We start from the raw sequence: 21,237 nt of genomic DNA, 5'->3' as shown, positions 1-21,237 counted from the left end.
GATGAAGGAAGTGGTTGTTGTGGTGGGCGCCGGATCCATCGGCCAGGCCATCGCCCGCAGGGTCAGCGTCGGCAAAATCGTCCTGCTCGCCGATCTGCGCTTCGAGGCGGCCGAGGACGCCGCCAAGGTGCTTGCCAACGCGGGCTACGAGGTGCGGACGGCCAAGGTTGATGTGTCGTCGCGGCTATCGGTTGAGGCACTGGTTCACACGGCCTCGCAATTGGGCAACGTGACTGGCCTGATTCAAGCCGCCGGTGTCTCGCCATCACAGGCGCCGATTGAAACCATCCTCAAGGTCGACCTCTATGGCACCGCGCTTTTGCTAGAGGTTTTCGGTGCCATCATCGGCAAAGGCGGGGCCGGTGTTGTCATCTCGTCGCAATCGGGCCATCGCATGGGGCCGTTGACGCTTGAGCAAAACCGCCAACTGGCCACCACACCGGTCGAGGAACTGCTGGATCTGCCTTTCCTTCAGCCCGGCGCGGTGACCGACACGCTCCATGCCTATCAGCTGTCCAAGCGCGGCAATGGGCTAAGGGTGCAGGCCGAAGCGGTAAAGTGGGGACGGCGCGGGGCGCGCATCAATGCTATCAGCCCCGGCATCGTCATCACCCCGCTGGCCAACGATGAACTTAATGGTCCACGCGGCGCGGGCTATCGCAAGATGATCGAGAGTTCGATCGCTGGCCGCGCCTCAACCCCGGACGAGATCGCCAACCTCGCGGCTTTGATGATGGGCAGTGACGGAGCCTTCATCACCGGCAGCGACTTCCTGGTCGATGGTGGCACCACGGCGGTCCACTGGTTCGGTTGACGAGGAACCAGTGAGGCATGAAGGCGCAACAGATCCGGGTAGCGCGATGATACCCGGCCAACATCAGGTTGCGGGCAGCAGTAATCGACATGGCGCGGAATGGCAGATATTGGCGTAACCTGCTGCTCCCCATGCTGCACCGGAACGACTTGACTTGATCGCGAAGCGCCGATTGAGGCATCGCCCTTTTCTTCGCCAATCGCCTCTAAAGGAGACTTTCAACGCCTACGGCGGTGCCGCTCAAACTTGTCGTCCATTCATGATCATGCTGGCGGAAGATGACGTCCCAACCGCACGCTGCCTCCCCATGGTAGCGGCAACCCATGCCCCGCAAAGATTTGCTTGATTCGGCAAGACCTCCGCGAGACATGGCAGCGGAGTGTCTTCCAAGGATTGATTGCAACCATGGCAACCATCAAAGACGTGGCGCAGCGCTCGGGAATCTCGATCAAGACCGTCTCGCGGGTGATCAACGGAGCATCCAGCGTGCGCGCCAACGTGCGGGCCAAGGTGGAGCAGGCCATTCGCGACCTCAACTACCGGCCTGCGCTCGCCGCCCGGCAACTGGCGAGCGGACGAAGCTTCATCGTGGCGATGATCGCGCCGCGGCTGACCTTCAGCTACTTTGCGGGACTGATGGTAGCTAGCGCCAGTGCCTGCCGCGCGGCTGGCCACCATCTGGTGCTTGAGGTGGTCGACGCGGCGGAGTTATCGCAGCACGGGCAATGGCAGCTGCAACTTTCGTGCGAGCCTGACGCAGTCATCGTCGTGCCACCCTTTTCCGATGACCCGCGCATGATCGAGGCCCTGTGCGCACTCGGCAAACCGCTGGTACGGATCGCGGGCAAGAATGACGGGATCGGCCATAGCGTGGAGGTCCACGACCACGCCATCGCCCAGGAAATGGCGGCCTATCTGGTGGGCAAAGGACATACCAGGCTGGCGATGATCGCCCCGCCGCACAGCCAGATGGCTGCCGAAGAACGCCTGGAAGGCTTTCGCGATGGCCTGGCCGAACACGGGATCGAACTGGCCGCGTCGTGCATCGTGCGCGGAACGATGCGCTTCGAGAGCGGGGTTGCCGCGTTCAAGGAACTCATGGCGCTGCCGCAGCGTCCCACCGCAATCTTTGCAGCGAACGACGTGATGGCTCTGGGCGCCATGTCCACCGCGCTGCGCCTCGGCTTTCGGGTCCCGCAGGATATCGCCATTGCCGGCTTCGACAACGCCGTGGAAGGCCAGATGTGCTTTCCGACGCTGACCAGTATTCACCAGCCGATCGAGGAGATCGCCGAAGCTGCCGTGAACCTCGCGCTCGGCCGCGGCCATGGCGCGGGATCGTTCCACCATCGCCTGGTCATCCGCGAGTCGGCATAGTTCCAACGGTTGTATTTTTATCACGAAACGTTGGAATTATGCCGACCTATATCGCCATGCCTCGATTTACTTTCACATATTTCATATTTAATTCAAGTGTTTGTTTCAAACATACCAGGGGACTTAGCGCAAATGCTACCGCTTGTACTTTATTGACTTGCGCTGTCACTCCGTTATCGAACGAAGCGATAAACGTTCGAAACGGGGGAGTTTCTGATGCCGAAGACCTTGTGCGCCTTGCTCGCGGGCGCTGCCGCGATCGCCTGCTACACGCCTGCCCTGGCTCAGGACGGCGCTGCCCAAGCCACCGACACTGCTGCCGCGCCTGAGCCTGGCGAGATCGTGGTCACCGCCCAGAAGCGCGCCGAACGCCTTCTGGATGTGCCGGTCGCCGTATCCGCCGTCACCGCCGACAGCCTGTCGCGCGCGCAGATCAATGACACCGCATCGCTTTCCCGTGCAGTCCCGTCGCTGACGTTCCAGCAGGGCCAGGGCTCGCAATCCAACGGCTTCCGCATCCGCGGTGTCGGCTCGCAGTTGTTCAGCCTCGGCGTCGAAGCCTCGGTCTCGACTGTGGTCGACGGCGTGGTGGCGGCCCGCGCCACCCAGGGGTTTGCCGATTTTGCCGACATCGAGCGCATCGAAGTGCTGCGCGGCCCGCAGGGCACGCTGTTCGGCAAGAATGCCACCGCCGGCGTGGTCAGCGTCATCACCGCCAAGCCCAGCCGCACGCCGACCGCCTCGGTCGAGGCCACCATTGCCGAAAAGAACGAGTACCGCGTCAAGGGCACCGTTTCTGGCCCGATCTCCGACACGCTCGCCGCGCGCCTGACGGGGTACTACAACGACGTTGGCGGCTACATTCACAATGTGGCGACCGGGCGTGACGTCAACGGCAGCAAGTCTTGGGGCGTGCGCGGCAAGTTGCTGTGGGACGCGACTGACACCCTCAACTTCCTGGCCAGCGCCGACTATCGCAAGAGCAATGCGCTGTGCTGCCAATCGGTCGCCGTGCAGACGCGAACACCGCAGATCATCGCGCTATCGCCTGGCATCACCGCCTCGCCGAGCAATCGGCAGATCATCGATGACAGCGACTCGTTTAACAACGAAAGCGCCTATACCTTCTCGCTGGAAGGCAACCTTGACCTGGGGTCCGCGACGCTGACTTCGATCACCGCCTACCAACACTACGAAAATATCGCCAACAACGTCGTCGATCGGATCAACAATCCCCTGCCGGTCTATGTTGCCGGCACGATCGGCCAATTCAACCAGAATGGCGGACCAATCCGCCTGGGCAGCGTTTCGCAGGAACTGCGCATCGCTTCGAACGGCAACCGCGATTTCACCTATGTCGCCGGGGTCTTCTATGCCGGCACCAGCGTCGATCGCGACTTCCTGCGTCAGCAGGCGCTGTGTTCGTCGGGCACGCTTGGCGCCGTATGCGCAGCGCCGGTCTATCGTTCGGTCTTCTCCCATGCCCACAACCGTTCCGACAGCGTCGCCGCGTTCGGCCAAGTCGAGTATCGCGTGACCGGCGGGCTCAAGCTGCTGGGCGGTTTGCGCGTGCAGCATGAAAAGACTGCGGTGTCCGGCGTGCGTTACGGCCCTGCCCCGCAATATCCGACCGACGTTGCGATCCCCGGCTTCGGCTCGGTTTCAGGCTATCGCTCGGCGACCGACACTGCTGTAACCGGCAAGGCGGGCGCCAAGTACGAGTTCAGCCGCAATGCGCAGACCTATGCCAGCTACACCCGCGGCTACAAGGGCTATGGCTTCAACACTGAGCCGGCCACGAACTTTGCCACCCAGGCCGCAGTCCGCCCCGAACACGTCAATGCCTATGAGATCGGCTTCAAGGGACGCACGGCAGACAACCTGCTTAGCGTCAACCTGGCTGCCTTCCTGTCGAACTACACCGACCTGCAGGTCCTCGCCAACGTCGGCACGCCCGACGCGCCCGCCTTTGCCCAGACCAACGCGGGCAAGTCGACCACCAAAGGCTTCGAAATCGAGGGCACCCTGCGCCCGGTCGAGGTGCTGTCGGTCAACTTTGGGGTGACCTATGCTCACTCGCGCGTCACTGCTGATGGCCTGAGCTGCGCGCTGCAGAACCAGGTCAACCTCTACACCGGGCCCAATCCGCCCGCCAACACCTGCTTCGGCGCTGGCACCGGGCAACAGAACATCGTGAACGGCCGCCTGCCCTATGCGCCCGAATGGCGCGTGATGGTCTCGCCGCGTGTCGAGGCCGGTATTCCGGGCACCGGGCTGGACGGTTTCGGGCAGGTGACAGTCAGCTATCAGAGCAGCCAGATCTTCGACATCTCGCAAGATCCGCTGCTGGCCCAGAAAGCCTATACGCTGGTCGACGCCAACGTCGGGGTGCAGGACCAGGCACACCGTTACACGTTGACGCTGTTTGTGCGCAACCTCTTCAACCAGAACTATTATTCGTCGATGGCACACACCAGCCTGATGGCCAGTGCCACCAATCCCAACGACCTCACTGCCTTCGTCAACAAGGACGCCAACCGTTACCTTGGCGCTACGTTCGGCGCCAAGTTCTGATCCACCCTGCCGGGCAGCCGCACCACGCTGCCCGGCCTTTTCGACGGAAACCACGATATGGGCAAGCTGCACAAGGCTATATTGGGGACCGCGGCGACGTTTGCCGCGATGGCCCTGTCGGCACCGGCTGTGCTGGCAAGCGCACCGGCGGTGACGCCTGCGCCGGCATCGGCCACCCCGACACAGCACCCGCGCAACATCATCTTCGTGCTGGTCGACGACCTGCGTTTCGACGGCATGGGTTTCCTCAACCCCGCGGTGCACACACCCAACATTGACCGACTTGCGCGCGAAGGCGCCTATTTTCCCAACGGGGTGACCACCTCCTCGCTGTGCAGCCCCAGCCGCGCGACGATCCTGACCGGGATGACCGCGCGCAACCACGGCGTGGTCGACAACAACAATTCCAGCGAAGACGGGCTGACCTACTTTCCCGGTTATCTCCACCAGGCCGGTTATCAGACGGCGTTCATAGGCAAGTGGCACATGGGCAACGACACCGATGCGCCGCGCCCCGGCTTTGACAAGTGGATCAGTTTCAAGGGCCAGGGGCATTATTATCCCACAGGCGACCTGCCACCGGCCGCCGTCGCGGCGGGCCAAGTGAACATGCTCAACATCGATGGCAAGGAAGTGCCACAAAAGGGCTACATCACCGACGAGCTGACGGACTATGCCATGAACTGGCTGGAACGGGAGCGCGACCCAAAGAAGCCTTTCTTCCTCTATCTGAGCCACAAGGCGGTCCATTCCGATCCGCTGCCGCCGCCGCGCTATGCGCACCAGTATGACGCCACCCGCTTCGAACTGCCCGCCAGCGCCGCCAACACGCCGGAAAACTACAAAGGCAAGCCACGCTGGGTCTATGACCAGCGCAACACCTGGCATGGCATCGATTTCTTCTACAATTCCGACATGAAGATGACGGAATACCTAAAGTATTACTTTGCCACCCTCTCGGCCGTCGACGACAGCTTGGGCCGCATCCTTGCCTATCTGCGCAAGCATCATCTCGAAAAGGATACGCTGGTGGTCTTCACCAGCGACAACGGCTTCCAGATCGGCGACCATGGCCTGATCGACAAGCGCACGGCCTACGAGGCATCGGTGCGCGTGCCGCTGGTGATGTGGGAACCGGGCACGGTCCCGTCCGGTACCGTCAACCGCGGGCGCGTGCGCGGGCTGGATTTCGCGCCGACGTTCCTCAATGCCGCCGGGATCAGCCAGATGCCCGCGCAGTTCGAGGGCCAGAATGCCTGGCCGCTGATAACAGGTGCGATCAAGCCGGCCGAGTGGAAGCCGACCGACTTCATCTACGAATACTATTGGGAATGGACTTTCCCTGAGACACCCACGACCTTTGCGATCACCCGTGGCAACCTGAAGTATATCCAGTACCACGGCGTCTACGACCGCGAGGAACTATATGATGTTGCCGCCGATCCAACCGAGATGCACAACCTGATCGACGACCCCAAGCATCTTGGCGACAAGATCACGCTGCGCGCCGCCCTTTATGCGGACCTGGCCAACAAGCAGGGTAAGCACGCGATCCCGTTCACCGCGCGGCAGTCAATCGGCGCAGTGCGGCGCAATCGCAATGGCACCGGCGCTGCCCCCTTCCCCGAGGAATGGCTGGTCGAGCCCAACCAGCGCGACCGGCTCGACGATATCCTGCCCGACAGCCAGGCCAAGCAGGACGCACATGCCGCCGGTCACCCGTTCGTCAATTCGCCGACGGTTGACCAGCAGCTCAAGGACATTCCCGAAAAGTGATGCTTGCCGTCCCCGCTACTTCCGGCGTTACAATACGCCGGGGGTAGCCGGGATGCATCAGGCCGGGCGGCGAACCACGCAGCGAAAGCCGATGTGGCTGGTAGGGCTGTCAATGGCTTGCGGATGGCGCGCAGCCGGGCGGTAACGCTGGCAATAGTTGGGCGCGCACAAGTGCGAGCCCCCTTTTAGTACCTTGCGCGGCACCTTCACCAGCGGTGTCGCCGGATCAAAGCTCTTGGCGCGAAAACCGCCGCGTGGGTTGCTGATGGCGCAGCAAGGCGCCTTGCCGGCCTTGCGCCGTTCATCGGGCTGGCCCCACCAGTCTTCGCACCATTCCCAGACATTGCCGATCATGTCGTAGAGACCGTACCCGTTCGCCGGAAAGCTGCGCACCGGGCTTGTCCGCACCCAGCCGTCTTCGGCCGTGTTGGAAAACGGAAACAGACCCTGCCAGGTATTGGCCATGTGCTGTCCCCCAGGGACAAGCTCGTCACCCCAGGCAAATTCCTTGTCCACCAGCCCGCCGCGCGCGGCAAATTCGAACTCGGCCTCGGTAGGCAGAGCCTTGCCCGCCCATTTCGCATAGGCCATCGCGTCGTCGTAGGCGACGTGGACCACGGGATGGTCCATCAGGCCATCGATCGTGCTGTCGGGACCCGTCGGGTGGCGCCAGTTCGCGCCCGGAACCCACGCCCACCATTGCGACGGCTCGGCCGTGTCGACGGGCGCCGCGGTCATCGTGAACACCGCTGATCCCGGCACCGCAAGGGCGGGGGGCATGTCGGGATAGACCTGCGGCTCGGGGGCAGTCTCGGCGCAGGTACGATACCCGGTTTCCGCCACGAAGCGGGCAAAGTCGGCATTCGTCACCGGTGTGGCGTCGATCCAGAACGGATCGACACGCACCCGGCGCGGCGGCGCTTCCTCGGGGTAATAGGCCGCCGACCCCATCATGAAAGTGCCGCCGGGAATGGCGACCATCCCCGCAAGCGGAGGCCACGCAATCGTGTTCGAGGCGGTTCCCATGCATTTGACGTCTAGTGACAGCGCGAGACCAAGGCAACCGAAAGGCCAGCGATATGCATAGAGCGACGTGGGCTGGTGCCTGCGCCCGGCGCGGGCAAGGTCCTCCGAATTGCCGGTGATGGGCGTGGGCTCGTTTGGAAGATGTCGACAAAGATCGATGTCGCCCATGGATCGGGGCTAACGTGGTTGGCTTTTGGAGGTGCGCTTGTGCTCCTTGCCGGAGCCCAGGCGATACGAAAGTGCGCTTCAACCAACGTTGAACATCTACCACCGCAATATCGGCAAATGGGCTCGATCCGCAGATCTCGCCATCTCCTGGTCCGCTGCCCACGCCCTAAAAGGCTACATTTACAGGCTCATTCGAGATCATAGGTAGCGGGCATTCGTTCATCGGCGACTCAATCCGCGAACTCTCCGGGAAATTCGGGGCGTTTCGGGGGGACACTCTTGGCTTGACGATGCCAACACCGAATAGTTGGGCAGATGAGGCTCCAGAATCGGCTTCTTGCCCTGGCTGCCAAGACCGCGCATCACTGTAGCCCACCGGCAGCAGGAGACCCGTATGAGCCAAGTTCCCAGTCTGCTCGGATGGGGGCTGGCGATTGCCTTGCCGATTGCTGCATCTGCGCAGCCGGCTCCGACGCACGCAGGTTCCAGCCTGACGCCACCTGCAAACCATCAGGCACAGATTGAAGCGCGAACGCCTTTCGCTCCGCGTATCGTGACGGGCAGCGATGGCCATCACCACCTCGCCTATGAACTGCGCGTCACGAGCTTTCAGTCCGATAACAATCCCCTGAAGCTTACCCGACTGGCGATCTTCAGCGGCACCAGCCAGGTGCCAATGGCGACCATCGAGGGCGCGGCGCTCCAAGAGCTCCTCAATCGAGCTCAAGCTAACGGGAAGACAGACGACGGCGTTCCGATTGGATCGGGCCTCACAGTGCCGCTCTTCCTGTGGCTGCCCCTGCCCGCCGGCGTCAGACCTGACAGCCTGCGTCACCAGCTTACGTTCCTGACCGCGAAGGGTGAAATCGAACAGGCGGACAATGTGAGAGCGACCATCGACAAAGAAGCGCCGCTCAGGATTGCGCCACCGCTGCGTGGCGGGCGGTGGCTGGCGGTAGAGGGACCGGGCAACCCCCATTCCCACCACTGGGGCAGTCCGGTCGCTATCGACGGCAAACTCACCATACCCCAGCGCTTCGCGATCGATTGGTTCGGGTTGGATGAAGGCAACCATTCGTTACGGCACCACTATGAGGCGCTTACCTCCAGCATCGATGAAGATTGGGTCGGCTATGGCAAGGATGTTGTGGCTGTAGCTGACGGGGTCGTTGCCGATGCACATGACGGGATCGCTAACGGCAAGCCCCTGCGCCCGTTGGAAACGCCCGAGGATCTAACGGCGCGAACCCTCTATGGCAATTTCGTTGTACTGGCGATCGCGCCCGGCGCCTATGCGCATTACGCCCATCTCCAGCAAGGAAGCGTCACTGTGCGTCCGGGACAACATGTCGCGCGGGGGCAGGTCCTCGGACGCGTCGGCCAGACCGGCAGCGCGGGAGCGCCCCATCTCCATTTCCACGTCAGCGATCGACCTAGCTTCGAAGGGTCCGAGGGGCTGCCCTTCCTCATCGACGGCTTCACCCTTTACGGAACGGAAAAGATCGAGGAAAGCTTCGATCCGGAGATACCTCACCCGCTTCCATGGAAACCTATCTTGCGCAAGGAAGAGCTACCGCTCGATGGCGACCTTGTAGGGTTTCCCTGAGGCTAGGCACAAAGCGCCACCATAGCTGCCGTTCTCCGCTTCGATCAGCACTGGATGGTCACGTGATGACATGGTCCGGTTGCCGCCCAAATGATCCTGACAGACGCGCTATTTGCCGAATGATCTCTGTAAATTGGAGCGACCGTTGCGATAAACTATTGGTTGCAGACAATGCTCAATTCCCCGTAGGCTTCTCTCGAGAAATCGCGTGGTTAACGAGGGGCTGCTATGATCAAATTCGTTATTGCCGCCGCTGCTGCTTTGGCACAGCCGGCCGATACGACATATGAGGGCAAGTGGTTCGTAAGTGACGATACTGACAACAATACCGGGGAGCGTAAGGTCTACGCATTCCGAGTGTACCTAAAGCCAAGTGATCCTGACTACGTCACTCTTACTATGCGTTGCACAAACGGGAAGCCGACGTTCTTCGTAGATTGGGACGGCTTCGCCTTCCCAGATGAGACCGTGTTAACGATAGGTCCGGTCAACGACCCCGACGCCGAACCGAACGAAAAGAGCTACGTGTTCGAGAAGTCCACCGAGATCTCTGAATCCGGCCTTCGAGCCTCACCGGAGATTTCCGCAAGCATCATCGCTGCTCTCGGAAAGGCCAAATACGCCACCGTGACGGCGCATCTTGCATCCGGCAGTCGCACAGTGGGGGTAGAGATAGATGGGACACAGCGGGCGTGGGACCGTGTTTCGCGGCATTGCCCAGTCCAGATCATGCCGCGTCCGCCGCTATGAGCTTGCTCACCTAGAGGCTGTTATGGACTTACATGTCTGAATGGATTCAAAGGCTTGTATGGATGTACGCCGCAAGCCTTACCCGTCAGACGTTTGCGATGAAGAATGGTCGTTGCTGGCGCCCTATCTGACGCTTTTGCCCGAGGACGCCGGGCAGCGCGAACACAGCCTGCGCGAGGTTTTCAACGGCTTGCGCTACATTGTGAAGACTGGCGCGCCTTGGCGATGGATGCCCAACGACCTGCCGCCGTGGCCGGCCGTTTACCAGCAGACGCAGCGCTGGCTGGCGGCGGGATGCTTCGAGGCGCTGATTGACGATCTTCGCGTGGTGCTGCGCCTGGCGGCGGGGCGCAAGGCCGAGCCAAGCGCTGCGATCATCGACAGCAGGACCTTGCGCTCGACGCCCGAAAGCGGCGAACGCGGTGGTTATGACGGAGCCAAGCGCAAGAAGGGCTCCAAGGTGCATATTGCGGTCGATACGCTGGGCAACCTGCTGGCCTTGCATGTCACATCTGCCAACGCTCAGGATCGCGGTGAGGTCGAAACCATGGCCCGAACCATTCAGGCCGTCACCAACGACAGCGTGGAAATAGCCTGGGTCGATCAGGGATACACCGGTCAATCCACCGCTCAGGCCGCGGCCCGGCACGGCATTGATCTCAAGATCGTCAAACTGCCCGAAGCCAAACGTGGCTTCGTTCTGCTGCCGCGCCGCTGGGTTGTCGAACGATCCTTCGCATGGGCCACGCGCTTCCGCAGGCTCGTCAAGGATTACGAGCGCTATGCCGAGACACTCGCGGGCCTCCATCTTGTCGCCTTCGCCACGATCATGAGTAAACAGGCCATCTTGTTGATGACCGGTTCATAACAGCCTCTAGCTTGATTCAGTATTTCTAACGCACGGCTAAGGCGCGCATTCTTGGGGGCGTCATGAAACGATTTCTGCGGATTGGTTATCAGATCACGCCGCGGTTCCTGACGTTCGAGTAGCATGGCTGGGGCATCGGAACCGGTCGTACATTCACGTGGCAATCGGCGCTGCGAAAAGAAGAGGCCTAGGACGACATTCGCGACTATCGGGTTCGGAACATCGCAGCGTCGTTTCCGGACGCGCATACGCCGGTTGCATCTTTATTTCTCCCCGGCGAGATCAGCATTGGCAGGTTGGCGACACCCGTCTGAAACTCTAAGAACTTTTCTGGACCCGGAACCGGAGCGTGATTAGCGAGGCCGATCGAACAGGAGCGATGCAGCATTGCCAGTAGAGCCGTCCATCACCGGTGCGGTCGCGTCATCGGCGGGCGACGATTTTCACGAGCTTTGGGCCTTGCGCCAAGCACTGCGCCTTCTTGATCCATCCAATTCCGTCGTTGAAATCAAGGTCGAGGGTGTTCCCGACGACGCTGTCCATCAGCAAATGGGTGGCCATGCGCAAGCGGTCGACCTTACCACGATCTTCGAAGCGGAGGCTGGCCGGTATCATGTCTACGAACAATTGAAATATAGCGCCGCCAACCCCGACACGCCTTGGACTTGGGCTAGGCTGCTTGCTCCGCGGGTGAAGACCAAGCCGCTTTCCAGCATTCTCGGCAAGATGGCCGGAGTGATCAAGGCCGCACCTGCAGGCAGCCGAGCATCCCTGGTCAGCAACCAATCCGCTGGGCAAATTGCCGCGGACATAGCCCGCGTCATACCGCTTCTCGAAGAGGAAGCCTCCGTACAGGATGATGTCCTGGACTTGATCCGCCAGCAAAGTGGCTTGCAGGATGCGGAGATCTTAACCTTCCTCCGGGCCTTCGAAGTCACCAATTGCGGCGCAGACTCGCGCCTTGCCATCGAGACGGAACTCATCCGCTCGCTTGCTGCCATGACAGACAGCGATGCCAGGGACGATCTTGCGCTGCTGCAGCAGCGCATGGCGCAACTGATGTTGCCGGAAAGCCGCCGTTTGGCACCGCTCAAGCGCGAGACCGTCCTGACATGGCTTGGCGCAGGGACAGAAGGCAGCTTGTTTCCCGCACCATCGCGCCTCGAGCGACCATCGCCCTGCCTTGACCGCGCCATCGCTCATGAGCTTGCCACGACTTTGATGGTTGCGGATCGGCCGGTTCTCCTGCACGGCGCTGGGGGCTGCGGCAAGACCAGCGTGGTCTCAATGCTCGCCGACAAGCTGCCCGCTGGATCGGTTGTCATTACCTATGACTGCTATGGTGGCGGCCTTTTCCTCGCTTCCGACGATCGCCGCCACGCTCCCGAGCAGGCGTTCGTGCAAGTCGCCAACGACATGGCGGCCCGCCTATGCCTCCCCTTCGCACTTCGGCGGGATACATCAGGCATTGCCAGTGCCTTCTCTGCGCGACTGGCCGCCGCCGCGCGGGTAATCGAAAGCCGGGCTCCGAACGCAGTCCTCGTGATATGCCTGGACGCGGTAGACAACGCCCGCCTTGCCGCATCCCACTGGAAGGAGAGATGTTTTCTCGACGAGATGCTCGCGCTCAGTCGCATGCCTGCCAACGTGCGGATGCTATATACCTGCCGGACAGCCAACCGCACGGCCTTGGGCAAAGCCAATGTAACATCAATGGAGTTGCCTCCGTTCGATGAAAAAGAATGCGCTGCCTTCCAAGGCCTCGTGCATCCTTCGTGGCCTACGCACCTTGCCGCGACATTCTTCGACCTGACGGGCGGCACCCCGCGCCGTCTCGCCTATGCTTTTTCGGGTCTCGGCGAGCAAGACCACGCCATCGCGATCGACCGCCTCATGCCCAAGGCACAAGGTATCGATCCCCTGTTTCGGGCCCGCGTAACCGAGGCCGGGCTACGGGCAAGCGCTGTCGATAGCCCATGGGACCTGCTCTGCGCGTTGGCGAACCTGCCGCGCCCGACACCTCCCGCGCTGCTGGCTGCCGTAATCGGCCTGTCCGAAGCGCAAGTCATAGACTTGGCGATGGAAATTGGCGGCATCGCACAGCACCGCGACGGGTTGACCTTCCATGACGAAGATTTCGAGTATTTCGCCAAGGAGGAGACAAAGGATCGATCTGAGGCGCTGGTAGCCAGGGCCGCCGAAATCCTTTTGGAACGGCACAAGGCCGAAGCCTACGCAGCGCGTGCCATCGGCGAGATGCTGATGCGCGCCGGGCAGCTAAAGGAACTTTATGCCCTGGTATTGAGCCCGCCCCAGTTTCCTCCTCTTGCACGGTTGGATGAACGCATCGTCCTGGCACGTCGACTGGCGCTTGCCATCAAGTGCTGCAAGGCCGACGGCGACGAAGCCAATGCGGTTCGCTTGCTGCTGAAGGCGGCAACGGCAATGAAGAGCGAACGCGCTGTCAACGAACTGCTCGCCCAGAATCTCGACCTGGCTTGTCGATTCGCTCCAGACGAGGTGTCGAGGCTTGTGCTCGTCGGCCGCGAGCACAAGCGGTTTCGAGCCTCCGCAAGGATACACTTGGCCACAGCCTCGGTGAAGCGACAGGAGACCTCGGCCCGTAACCACTTGCGCTGGTGGCAAGAGGAACTGGCGCAAGGCCGAGCCTCCAAATCCAAAATTCACCTGTCTTCGCGCGAGATCGTCGCCGAGTACGCAGCCTTGTCTGCATTGCACGGCGATGACCGAGCGATCGACCACGCCCTGCGCTGGCGAGGCGTCACTGGGCTTAGCCTGCTAGAAGAGATTCTCGATACCGCTTACGAGAGCCACTGCGAACGCTTGCTCGCGGTTCTCGCAACACGCCGTTGGTCGGTTCCGGCACGAGTTCGCCTCCTTGTCGCGGCGGCCCGTGCCGGTGCGTTGCCCGGCGACCCAGTGATGGCCGCGAGCATGGAAGCAATTTCCAAAGCCCCGTCCTGGCTTTGGCGGGATAGGGCTGCATCCACCGACCATCCCTCATTTTCTCGGACCCGCGAGGGATGCATCGAGCTTTGTGAATGGCTTTCTTGCGATCCAGGCCAGGCCGGACTGATAGAACGCCTGCTGGATCGGATCACCACAGAGACCGTGCTTGCGGACAGCGCTGACCTTCACCGCTTCATGAGCGCGATCGATGTCCATGTTCGTGTCCAGGCCCTTCGCGAGCGCCTATCTGGCCGGATCGCCTCGGTCGACGATTTGCTACCCCCACCTCGCGCGATCCCCGCACCACCTACGCCCAAGCGAGGACAGAACTGGCGGCCTTCCGACCGGGAGGAAACGCCGGATGAACGATGGAACAAGTACCGAAGCGAGACGGCATCACTGCTGAAGACGGTACTGCCGATTGCAAGGGCAGCGCTAGGTTCGATCAAGAGCGATGATCCCGGGCATTGGCCGCGGCTAGGCAAGCTGATTCAGCACAATCACTTGGTTGAACGCAGCCCAGTTGGCGGCGATGGCGTTGTAAGACTGGTACGCTCCCACGTGATGGCACGCGCCGTGGCTGGCAAGTGCGCAAGCCGGGCAGAGCGGGACATCATCGACAAGGCAATGTCCAACTGGGGCATAAGCGGCTACGAAGCGGAATTGGCGAATACCAAGGCGCTGGCGGCTATTCCCGGCACGCGTGATGTCGCCCTGGAACTGGTCGAGCGAATCGCAGGCAGGGCTTCAACCGAAACGGCATCCGGCACCGAGCGTGCCAAACTCCTGATGCGCTGTTCCCGGATCGCATTGCGTCTCGATGCCGAGTTAGCCCGCACCCTCCATGACCAAGCGTTTGCCATCACTGAGATGGTGGACATGGATGCGCTCGCACAACTCGAACTTGCCGCCACGGTCGCCGAGGCGGGACTTGCCGGAACCCGCGAGGAAAAGGCCGCCCTGGCAGGGCGCATCGCGGATGCCGCATCAGCGATCCATGCCTCGCTCGGATTGTACGGGAGCTTCCCGTGGGGGGACGTGCTGCGCGCCGTTGCCGCTGCTGACGTGAGCATGGTCTTTCTCGTCATCGGGCGATGGCATGACGTCGGCCTTCTCTCGATCGGAACCTCTCTTGAGTGGCTGGGGCACCCGCCGGCCGTCAGAACCTTGCCCCTCGAGGTGCGCTTGGGTCTTGCGATGCTTGGCGAAAAAGGGCTGCCCGACCCGGACGATCTAGCCGATCCGGTCTCGACAATTCCGCGCTCGATCCGTGAACTCTATGCGCAGCGAACACTCCTCGGTGGGGACTGGGAGGAGGTCCGGGTGATGCAATCCACCCTCGGCGGCTCCGACGACGCTGGACCGCAGGAAAGTCTCCTAGCCGAAGTTGCCCATCAGGCTTGGGCACTACGGGAAGAGGAGGAGGAAGAAGACGATCACCACGAATTCGTCGAACCTGCCGAACGCGAATTGGCCGATCAAGCGTCGATCGCTGAGGCCGTGGCAGCACTGGTCGGCAATGGTCGCCATTGGATCAGCCACGAGATCGATCTTTTGCTCGACAGGGTACATCGACGTTCCTTGCGGACGGCGGCACTACGCAACGTACTGGCGTGCTCCGGCACTGTGAACGGCGTTGGCGGAATCCTGGCAAGGCGCCTTGCCCTTTGGTCGGACTACGCTCCTGTCAGGGCATGGGCGCAAACCGATCTCGCCAGCCATTTGCGCACGAATCTCGGTGATATGCTGTCCGACGACTTCCATGAGGGCGCGGTGGGCTGCGATCTGCTCACGGCCACCGGTCTTTCCCCCTCGGCTCAAATCGATATCGTTCTCGATTATATCGTGACGTCCACGCAGCCAATGCGTGCGGAGCGCATCTACGAACTTTGCGGCCTGGTCGCCACCCGCTCGAATGAGAAGCTCCGGTCCGGCATTCTCGGAGAACTGCTCGCCGATATCGAGGCGAGGGCAGACAGCCACGGCCCCGTGCGCATTTCGGGCGCGACCTCGCCTTGTGAGCCCGAACTCTCGTTCTCGGACCTGCTTTATTCGCAGTTGGGCGACATCGAGCAAAGTCATCGCTGGCAGGCGTCCCATGCCGCCTTGCAGTTCCTGGCCATAGCGCCGGACAGCTGCGTGGACACGCTCTTCACATTGATGGCGAGCGATGAGGCTCCTGCGACCGCTGCGCCGGAACTGCCATTCTACCATCATGCTGCGCGCGAACAGTTGCTATGCGTGGCGCTGAGGGCGACAAAAACGCTCGGGCCGCTAATCGGGCGGCAAGCAGGGAAGATCGGGGAATTTCTGGCCGGAACGACCCACGTTGTAAATCGCGAGCTCGCGAAGAGAGTGTTGCTGAGCTTGGCCGACGGCGGGGCATTGCTGTTGTCCATCGACAAGCGGGCAGCACTGGAGCGCGTCAATGTCAGCGACCGGCGACCCGTGGTAGACCAGCACTGGCCTAGCCGTGAGGATTGGGAGCAACTCAGGTCTCGCCCCTTCCCCTTCGACGACACGGATACGATCCCGTACTGGTACTCTCGCCCACTACGGAACTTCCCGATCTCCATGACCGCCTTCCTCGATCGGGTACAAGCTTTTGTCCATGACCGCTGGGGCTTCGGCGGGGATGGAATGGCATGGCTTTCGGAACCCAGGATCGAACGCATCCGCAATCGCAGGGATACCGACCATCGCCACGGCGGCCGCCCGAACCTGGAGCGGCTTCCAAGGTATCTCGAGTGGCATGGAATGATGTGCGCCTTGGGCGAAATGGTCGACGAACTCCCACTTGTCCAGCAACGTTACGCGGCTGACAGGTTCGAGTGCTGGCTGGCAGGCAATTTGCCCACCCATGCACCATGCTGGCTGTCGGACTTTCGGACATCGCCGCCGCTCGAGCCGCGGTTCTGGTCGTCCGTCCCAGGCCAAGGCGAGATAGCTGGCGCCGAGGGGGAAGGTGTGCCGGTAGCCGTGTTCGAACGAGAGTTGCGCGCCAAGGATGGCGCGATCGTCGTCTCAGGAAAATACGACTACGGTGATGGCGTTCAATCCTTCGACGTTTCCGTCCGAAGCTCGCTGATCAGCCCGGAGACCGCCATGTCATTGGCGCGGGCGTTGCAGACGATCGATGACCCGATGGATTTCGTGTTGCCTGGCGCCGAGGCCAGTGACGACATCGACGAGGAAGGGTTCAACCTCGCTGGATGGCTGAAGGATATCCACGAACTACCTGGCGGGGATCGCAGAGATGTCTTGCGCGGCCGGACTATCGGACGCGTCTTGGAGCCCGCGAAATGGGTCCAGGAGGATTTGGGCCTGATCTACCGTCAGGAGGCGTCGGCCTGGGTTGAACGCAATGGCCAGGGTTCCCTCGTATTCCAGAGTTGGGGCGAGGACGATGATGCTGGCGGCAGTTCGGGTTGGCGTGGGTCGATATCCCCGGAACTTCTCGGTCGCTTGCTGCGGCAGGAAAACAGGTCCCTCATCGTCGACATCGAGATCAGGCCCTACGACAGGGATGCGGAGGAAGACTATGTGTCGAGGCGCAAGGCAAGGCGCCTGCGCCTTTTCGTGATCGATCAGGACGGTAAGGTACATTCGCTACAGGACCGCCGCCGTGACCTCGGGCGCTTCTGGGTCAGGAAGGAAGGGTTGGCAAAAAGCGTGAATACCCTTGGTCGCTGGTATCTGCACAGGATTGCCGAACTGGTCGAGCAGGCATCAACCGGCGACGATCCCGCGATCGCGAAGCTTTGTAGTCGGTACAAAATGCACCGACAACGACGCCGATATTGAACCTAGTGCCAGATTAAAGATTAACTGCCGCTAATATGCGGCAGGGGTGGTTATGTTTTATGCGCCCCCCTTACACGGGCACATGCAAGATACTGGCTTCTCCTTTTTAGCTTTGAGCGAAGCGGTGCTGGCGCGGAAGATGTCGTTCTTGGGTTCTAGGGCGCGACAGTATAGGATGAGGTGATCGAGTAGCGCGGTGGTCAGGTCACGCCAGACACGAGCGGATTGTAAAGCCGAGTCTGACCGCTTTGCAAGGTGCTCATGATAGGTGGATGGTGCGATACGCAGAACCTGGCAGATCGGCTCCAAGGCATCCAAATGAGGAAGCTGTCGGTCCGAACATGGGAGCGTAAAATTGGACGCAGAACGACCGGGAAGGGGAGGGTGCTGCCTTCCGGCGCTTCGGCGTCAGAGCGGCAGCTTTCCGGCCTTAGCAATGCGTAACCTGCCGTTCCGGTCAGTCCGCCTTCCCGGACAAATTTCGCCAGTTTTGAACGAAGGTCGGCTCAAGCTGATTGGCCATCCTGGGCCGAATTAGCAGTCATTCCACCGCACGCGATTAGGGCGGGCTGCCGTCCGAAGCGAAAACCGGCGCCGCACATTCGCTATGAGGTGGGGATGTCCTGAAGCGCGGTGGACTCGACGCCCATTCACACCCCGCTCCGATCTGCCATCGCCATCACGGCCATGAGGTCATCGACAAGGCGATCTTCCGCCGCAATCCTGGCAGTCGTTGTGCCGGAGGCGAGCGCCGCTCGCTGCTCATCGCTGATTTCGGCCACGACGGCCGTCAGCAAAGCCCGCAGCAGGACGGGATGGATTCTCATAGCCCATGACCTTCGCGTCCAGCGGCAATCAGCTGCTTAAGGCTCTCGAAGGGGATGAGCGTCATGCCCCCGACCTTGACGATCTCGATGCTACCTTCGGCAATGAGCTCGTAGAGCTTCGAACGGCCGATGCCGGTGAGGCGGCACGCCTCGGGAATCCGGACTGTCAGCGGATCGGTTCTGTAGGGCTCGGGCTTGGCCTGCCCGGAGGGAATGCTCATGGCTTGTTCTCCTGGCTGTTGGATGGAGCGGCGCTGGCCTTCGGCCTGGACTTTCGCGCCGCCAGTTCGCCCGCCGTCCGGACGAACTGGTCGTAGCGGCGCTGGCCCAGGCGCTGCGTCTCGACATCGAAGACAGGATGGTGCGCGGTTAGCGTCAGCTGGTACCGCACGAACAGGCCCAGCGCTTCGATCAGGTAATCGAGCCGTTGCTCGAGCCGCTCGACGGCGCGCACCTGCCGGGAAAGCACCTTGCCGAATTGCGCGCCTGTCTGTTCATCGTCGGCTCGCTCGAACCAAGCACCGAGCGCCTCGCTCAGGATCGCCGTCTTCGACGTCCCTGGCTCTGCTGCCATAGCGTCGAGCCGTGCCGAGAGATGGTCGGGCAAGTAGAACTGGTGGCGGGTCTTGCGGGTCTGCATGCCGGCGATGATGCGCGGTGCATCGGCTTGGCAACAGGCCCTCTCCGGTATCCTGAGGGTGCTGTGGCAGCTCAGCCGATCTGCGGTCCCGAACGCTGCCGCCCGAAGTTCCAGTCGATGCCGCCGCCGCGCTCGATGGTCCCGCTGACCTGACGGCCCAGCTGCTTCTCCAGAACCGGGCGCCACGGCACCAGCGTGAACTCGCGTGACTTGGCGATCACGGCGAACTTCTCGCCGCCCACGTTGACGGCGCGCTGGTAGGTGCCTTCGACATAGCTTCTGCGCAGCGGTGTGAACTGCAGTCCAAGCTCCTGCGAGAGCTGAGCACCGACATGGTTCAGTTCGCGCTGCCGAAGCATCGCCAGCATGTTGGCCCGGTAGCGGATCGTCTCCCCCTCCTGCACCGCCAGACCCTGTTCCATCAGCCATTGCCGCCGCTGCTGCAGCGACTGACCGATCGTGGCGCCGACGCGGCCCTGCAGCCGCTCGGGGCTGGCTGCGACGCATTGGCGGTCGAGCCAGGTCTCGCCATCGTGATGGATCAGCTGTTCGAGCGGCCGATCGGTCAGCACTGCGATGGTAACTGGCCGCCGCGCAGCTTGCCGTTCTTCATGGTGGAGCGCTCCACTGAGGTAATCGGGGCCGACCGTCCATGTGCCGTTGGCCTCGCGCCGTATTGCCGCGCCGTCGCGGCGCAGCGCTTCGAGACGGCGCACGTGAGCCTGGGCAAAGCGATCGGTTGCGGACGGGTCATGCGCCAGGTGAAGGTCCACGCTATACCGCCCGCCGTTTGCGCCGGCGACGTCCGCGATGACCCTGTCGGCCGTCCGCACCGCCACCGGTGTCGGCGATACCCGGACCAGCCGATCCTTCATTGCCCCATCCGCAAAGTCCTGCCCGAGATCGACGAAATGCGTGCGCCCATCGGTCGCCTCGACGATCAGGTAATAACGATCGCCATGCTCGTCGGCGAGGCCGCGATCGAGCACCCGCCCAACGAGGACTTGGCGCTCTGTTGCGGCATAGACCGCATAGTCCTGCGGCAGCACCTCGGGATGGCTGCGCAGCCGCTCGTGCATGGTGGCAATGATGTCGCCACGCTTGCCCATGGCGCGCAGTGTCACCTCCAGGTCGTCATTGAGGCGGTAGCGACCCTTGCCTTCTTTCTCCGCCAGGCCCATCGCGTGCAACGTCCCAAGACGCGCCGCACGCAAGGCCTGCTCGGTCGGATCCGCATGCCAGGCCGAAGCCAGCCCCTGCTCGTCAACATCACGCAGCAGGCGGCGGTCGATGCGGGTGAAGCGCTCCTGCGTCACCTCGCGCGCGTTGGCGGTGACGATCTCCTGCTCGATGCGAGGCCCCAAATCGCGGCTGACGATTTCCGCAGCGCGCCCGGCGATGCCCTGGCTGATGTAGTCGCGGGCAATGACGAGGTTCTTGCCCTGATCGTCCACGCCGCGCACGACGATATGGGTGTGGGGATGGCCGGTGTTGAAGTGATCGACAGCTACCCATTCGAGGCGGGTGCCAAGATCCTTTTCCATCTGCTCCATCAGCCGCCGCGTCACTGGCTTCAGGTCCGCATATTGCTCGCCGTCCTCAGGGGCGACGATGAAGCGGAACTGGTGGCGGTCATTGGCGCCCCGCTCGAGGAAGGCCTTGCCGTCGGCATGGTCGCTGTCACGGCCATACAGAGTGCCGCGTTCGCCTTCGCGGGTGGTGCCGTCGCGTTGCAGGTAGGCCAGGTGTGCGCTTGCCGCTTTCATCCCCTTGCCGGCCAACTTCACGTAGCGGGCCTTCACCACCACCCGGCGGGCACTCGCGCCGCCGTGACGCGGCGCACCCGCAAGCATCCGTCCGGCAGCGACGCCCCGCCCGGTGCGGGCGCCGGTGAAGCGGGGCTTGGCCTGGCCCTTCGCCAGGCGTGAACCACCGGCCTGGTTGACCGCCCGGCGCAGGTCGTGGCGCATGGGCCGCTCCTTGCCGATATGACCCAGCCACACCTCGAACCCGTCGTCCATTGCCGCTTCCTCGGTG

Annotated in this window: 13 protein-coding genes; 8 read left to right on the top strand and 5 right to left on the bottom strand. The window is 62.2% G+C overall.

Annotated features, from left to right (window positions below; genetic code table 11):
- Position 1 precedes the first annotated feature (1 nt).
- The 4 genes from ABIC78_RS13070 to ABIC78_RS13055 all read left to right on the top strand — a co-directional run bounded on the left by ABIC78_RS13070 (position 2) and on the right by ABIC78_RS13055 (position 6,541).
- Positions 2-814 (top strand): SDR family oxidoreductase, encoded by an 813-nt coding sequence (locus tag ABIC78_RS13070; protein WP_169050100.1) that lies wholly within the window; start codon positions 2-4, stop codon positions 812-814.
- 405 nt (positions 815-1,219) lie between these two features.
- Positions 1,220-2,191: a LacI family DNA-binding transcriptional regulator gene (locus tag ABIC78_RS13065; RefSeq protein ID WP_354490135.1), complete on the top strand. Its 972-nt coding sequence runs from the start codon at positions 1,220-1,222 to the stop codon at positions 2,189-2,191.
- A 216-nt stretch (positions 2,192-2,407) separates the two neighbouring features.
- Positions 2,408-4,765: a TonB-dependent receptor gene (locus tag ABIC78_RS13060; RefSeq protein WP_354490134.1), complete on the top strand. Its 2,358-nt coding sequence runs from the start codon at positions 2,408-2,410 to the stop codon at positions 4,763-4,765.
- Positions 4,766-4,822: 57 nt separating this feature from the next.
- Entirely contained in the window at positions 4,823-6,541 is a 1,719-nt protein-coding gene (locus ABIC78_RS13055; RefSeq protein ID WP_354490132.1) for a sulfatase family protein, read from the top strand.
- A gap of 57 nt (positions 6,542-6,598) precedes the next feature.
- On the opposite strand, the gene ABIC78_RS13050 is transcribed toward ABIC78_RS13055, so the two are convergent.
- Positions 6,599-7,522 (bottom strand): formylglycine-generating enzyme family protein, encoded by a 924-nt coding sequence (locus tag ABIC78_RS13050; protein WP_354490336.1) that lies wholly within the window; start codon positions 7,520-7,522, stop codon positions 6,599-6,601.
- Positions 7,523-8,129: 607 nt separating this feature from the next.
- On the opposite strand from ABIC78_RS13050, the gene ABIC78_RS13045 reads away from it, so the two are divergent.
- The 4 genes from ABIC78_RS13045 to ABIC78_RS13030 all read left to right on the top strand — a co-directional run bounded on the left by ABIC78_RS13045 (position 8,130) and on the right by ABIC78_RS13030 (position 17,733).
- Positions 8,130-9,341 carry a M23 family metallopeptidase gene (locus ABIC78_RS13045; protein ID WP_354490130.1) on the top strand — a complete coding sequence of 404 codons (1,212 nt, stop codon included), beginning with the start codon at positions 8,130-8,132 and terminating at the stop codon, positions 9,339-9,341.
- 228 nt (positions 9,342-9,569) lie between these two features.
- Positions 9,570-10,091 carry a hypothetical protein gene (locus tag ABIC78_RS13040; protein ID WP_354490128.1) on the top strand — a complete coding sequence of 174 codons (522 nt, stop codon included), beginning with the start codon at positions 9,570-9,572 and terminating at the stop codon, positions 10,089-10,091.
- A 58-nt stretch (positions 10,092-10,149) separates the two neighbouring features.
- On the top strand, positions 10,150-10,959 hold the full coding sequence (locus ABIC78_RS13035) for an IS5 family transposase (protein WP_354490126.1): 810 nt from the start codon (positions 10,150-10,152) through the stop codon (positions 10,957-10,959).
- A gap of 387 nt (positions 10,960-11,346) precedes the next feature.
- Positions 11,347-17,733 (top strand): hypothetical protein, encoded by a 6,387-nt coding sequence (locus ABIC78_RS13030; protein WP_354490124.1) that lies wholly within the window; start codon positions 11,347-11,349, stop codon positions 17,731-17,733.
- Between the two features lie 650 nt (positions 17,734-18,383).
- Here ABIC78_RS13030 and ABIC78_RS13025 read toward each other — a convergent pair.
- The 4 genes from ABIC78_RS13025 to rlxS all read right to left on the bottom strand — a co-directional run bounded on the left by ABIC78_RS13025 (position 18,384) and on the right by rlxS (position 21,221).
- Complete coding sequence (locus tag ABIC78_RS13025; protein WP_354490122.1) at positions 18,384-18,560, bottom strand: hypothetical protein; 177 nt, start codon at positions 18,558-18,560, stop codon at positions 18,384-18,386.
- Positions 18,557-18,781 (bottom strand): helix-turn-helix domain-containing protein, encoded by a 225-nt coding sequence (locus ABIC78_RS13020; RefSeq protein ID WP_354490120.1) that lies wholly within the window; start codon positions 18,779-18,781, stop codon positions 18,557-18,559. The genes ABIC78_RS13025 and ABIC78_RS13020 overlap by 4 nt, the downstream gene beginning before the upstream one ends.
- A complete protein-coding gene (locus ABIC78_RS13015; protein WP_354490118.1) occupies positions 18,778-19,200 on the bottom strand; it encodes a YlcI/YnfO family protein in 423 nt (140 codons plus the stop codon). Before ABIC78_RS13015 ends, ABIC78_RS13020 begins: the two co-directional genes overlap by 4 nt.
- Before the next feature lie 71 nt (positions 19,201-19,271).
- Positions 19,272-21,221 carry a relaxase/mobilization nuclease RlxS gene (rlxS, locus tag ABIC78_RS13010; RefSeq protein WP_354490116.1) on the bottom strand — a complete coding sequence of 650 codons (1,950 nt, stop codon included), beginning with the start codon at positions 21,219-21,221 and terminating at the stop codon, positions 19,272-19,274.
- Between the last annotated feature and the right edge of the window lie 16 nt (positions 21,222-21,237).

This window comes from Novosphingobium sp. 1529, from assembly GCF_040544855.1.
Lineage (GTDB): Bacteria > Pseudomonadota > Alphaproteobacteria > Sphingomonadales > Sphingomonadaceae > Novosphingobium > Novosphingobium capsulatum.
Note: the sequence above shows the minus strand (reverse complement) of the source record. Positions and strands in the feature narration are given on the sequence as shown.

What these genes read in the sequence shown, in the direction of transcription:
- ABIC78_RS13070 (WP_169050100.1), top strand. Translation starts at nt 2, where the DNA reads ATGAAGGAAGTGGTTGTTGTGGTGGGCGCCGGATCCATCGGCCAGGCC.
- ABIC78_RS13065 (WP_354490135.1), top strand. Translation starts at nt 1,220, where the DNA reads ATGGCAACCATCAAAGACGTGGCGCAGCGCTCGGGAATCTCGATCAAG.
- ABIC78_RS13060 (WP_354490134.1), top strand. Translation starts at nt 2,408, where the DNA reads ATGCCGAAGACCTTGTGCGCCTTGCTCGCGGGCGCTGCCGCGATCGCC.
- ABIC78_RS13055 (WP_354490132.1), top strand. Translation starts at nt 4,823, where the DNA reads ATGGGCAAGCTGCACAAGGCTATATTGGGGACCGCGGCGACGTTTGCC.
- ABIC78_RS13050 (WP_354490336.1), bottom strand. Translation starts at nt 7,522, where the DNA reads ATGGTCGCCATTCCCGGCGGCACTTTCATGATGGGGTCGGCGGCCTAT.
- ABIC78_RS13045 (WP_354490130.1), top strand. Translation starts at nt 8,130, where the DNA reads ATGAGCCAAGTTCCCAGTCTGCTCGGATGGGGGCTGGCGATTGCCTTG.
- ABIC78_RS13040 (WP_354490128.1), top strand. Translation starts at nt 9,570, where the DNA reads ATGATCAAATTCGTTATTGCCGCCGCTGCTGCTTTGGCACAGCCGGCC.
- ABIC78_RS13035 (WP_354490126.1), top strand. Translation starts at nt 10,150, where the DNA reads ATGGATGTACGCCGCAAGCCTTACCCGTCAGACGTTTGCGATGAAGAA.
- ABIC78_RS13025 (WP_354490122.1), bottom strand. Translation starts at nt 18,560, where the DNA reads ATGAGAATCCATCCCGTCCTGCTGCGGGCTTTGCTGACGGCCGTCGTG.
- ABIC78_RS13020 (WP_354490120.1), bottom strand. Translation starts at nt 18,781, where the DNA reads ATGAGCATTCCCTCCGGGCAGGCCAAGCCCGAGCCCTACAGAACCGAT.
- ABIC78_RS13015 (WP_354490118.1), bottom strand. Translation starts at nt 19,200, where the DNA reads ATGCAGACCCGCAAGACCCGCCACCAGTTCTACTTGCCCGACCATCTC.
- rlxS (WP_354490116.1), bottom strand. Translation starts at nt 21,221, where the DNA reads ATGGACGACGGGTTCGAGGTGTGGCTGGGTCATATCGGCAAGGAGCGG.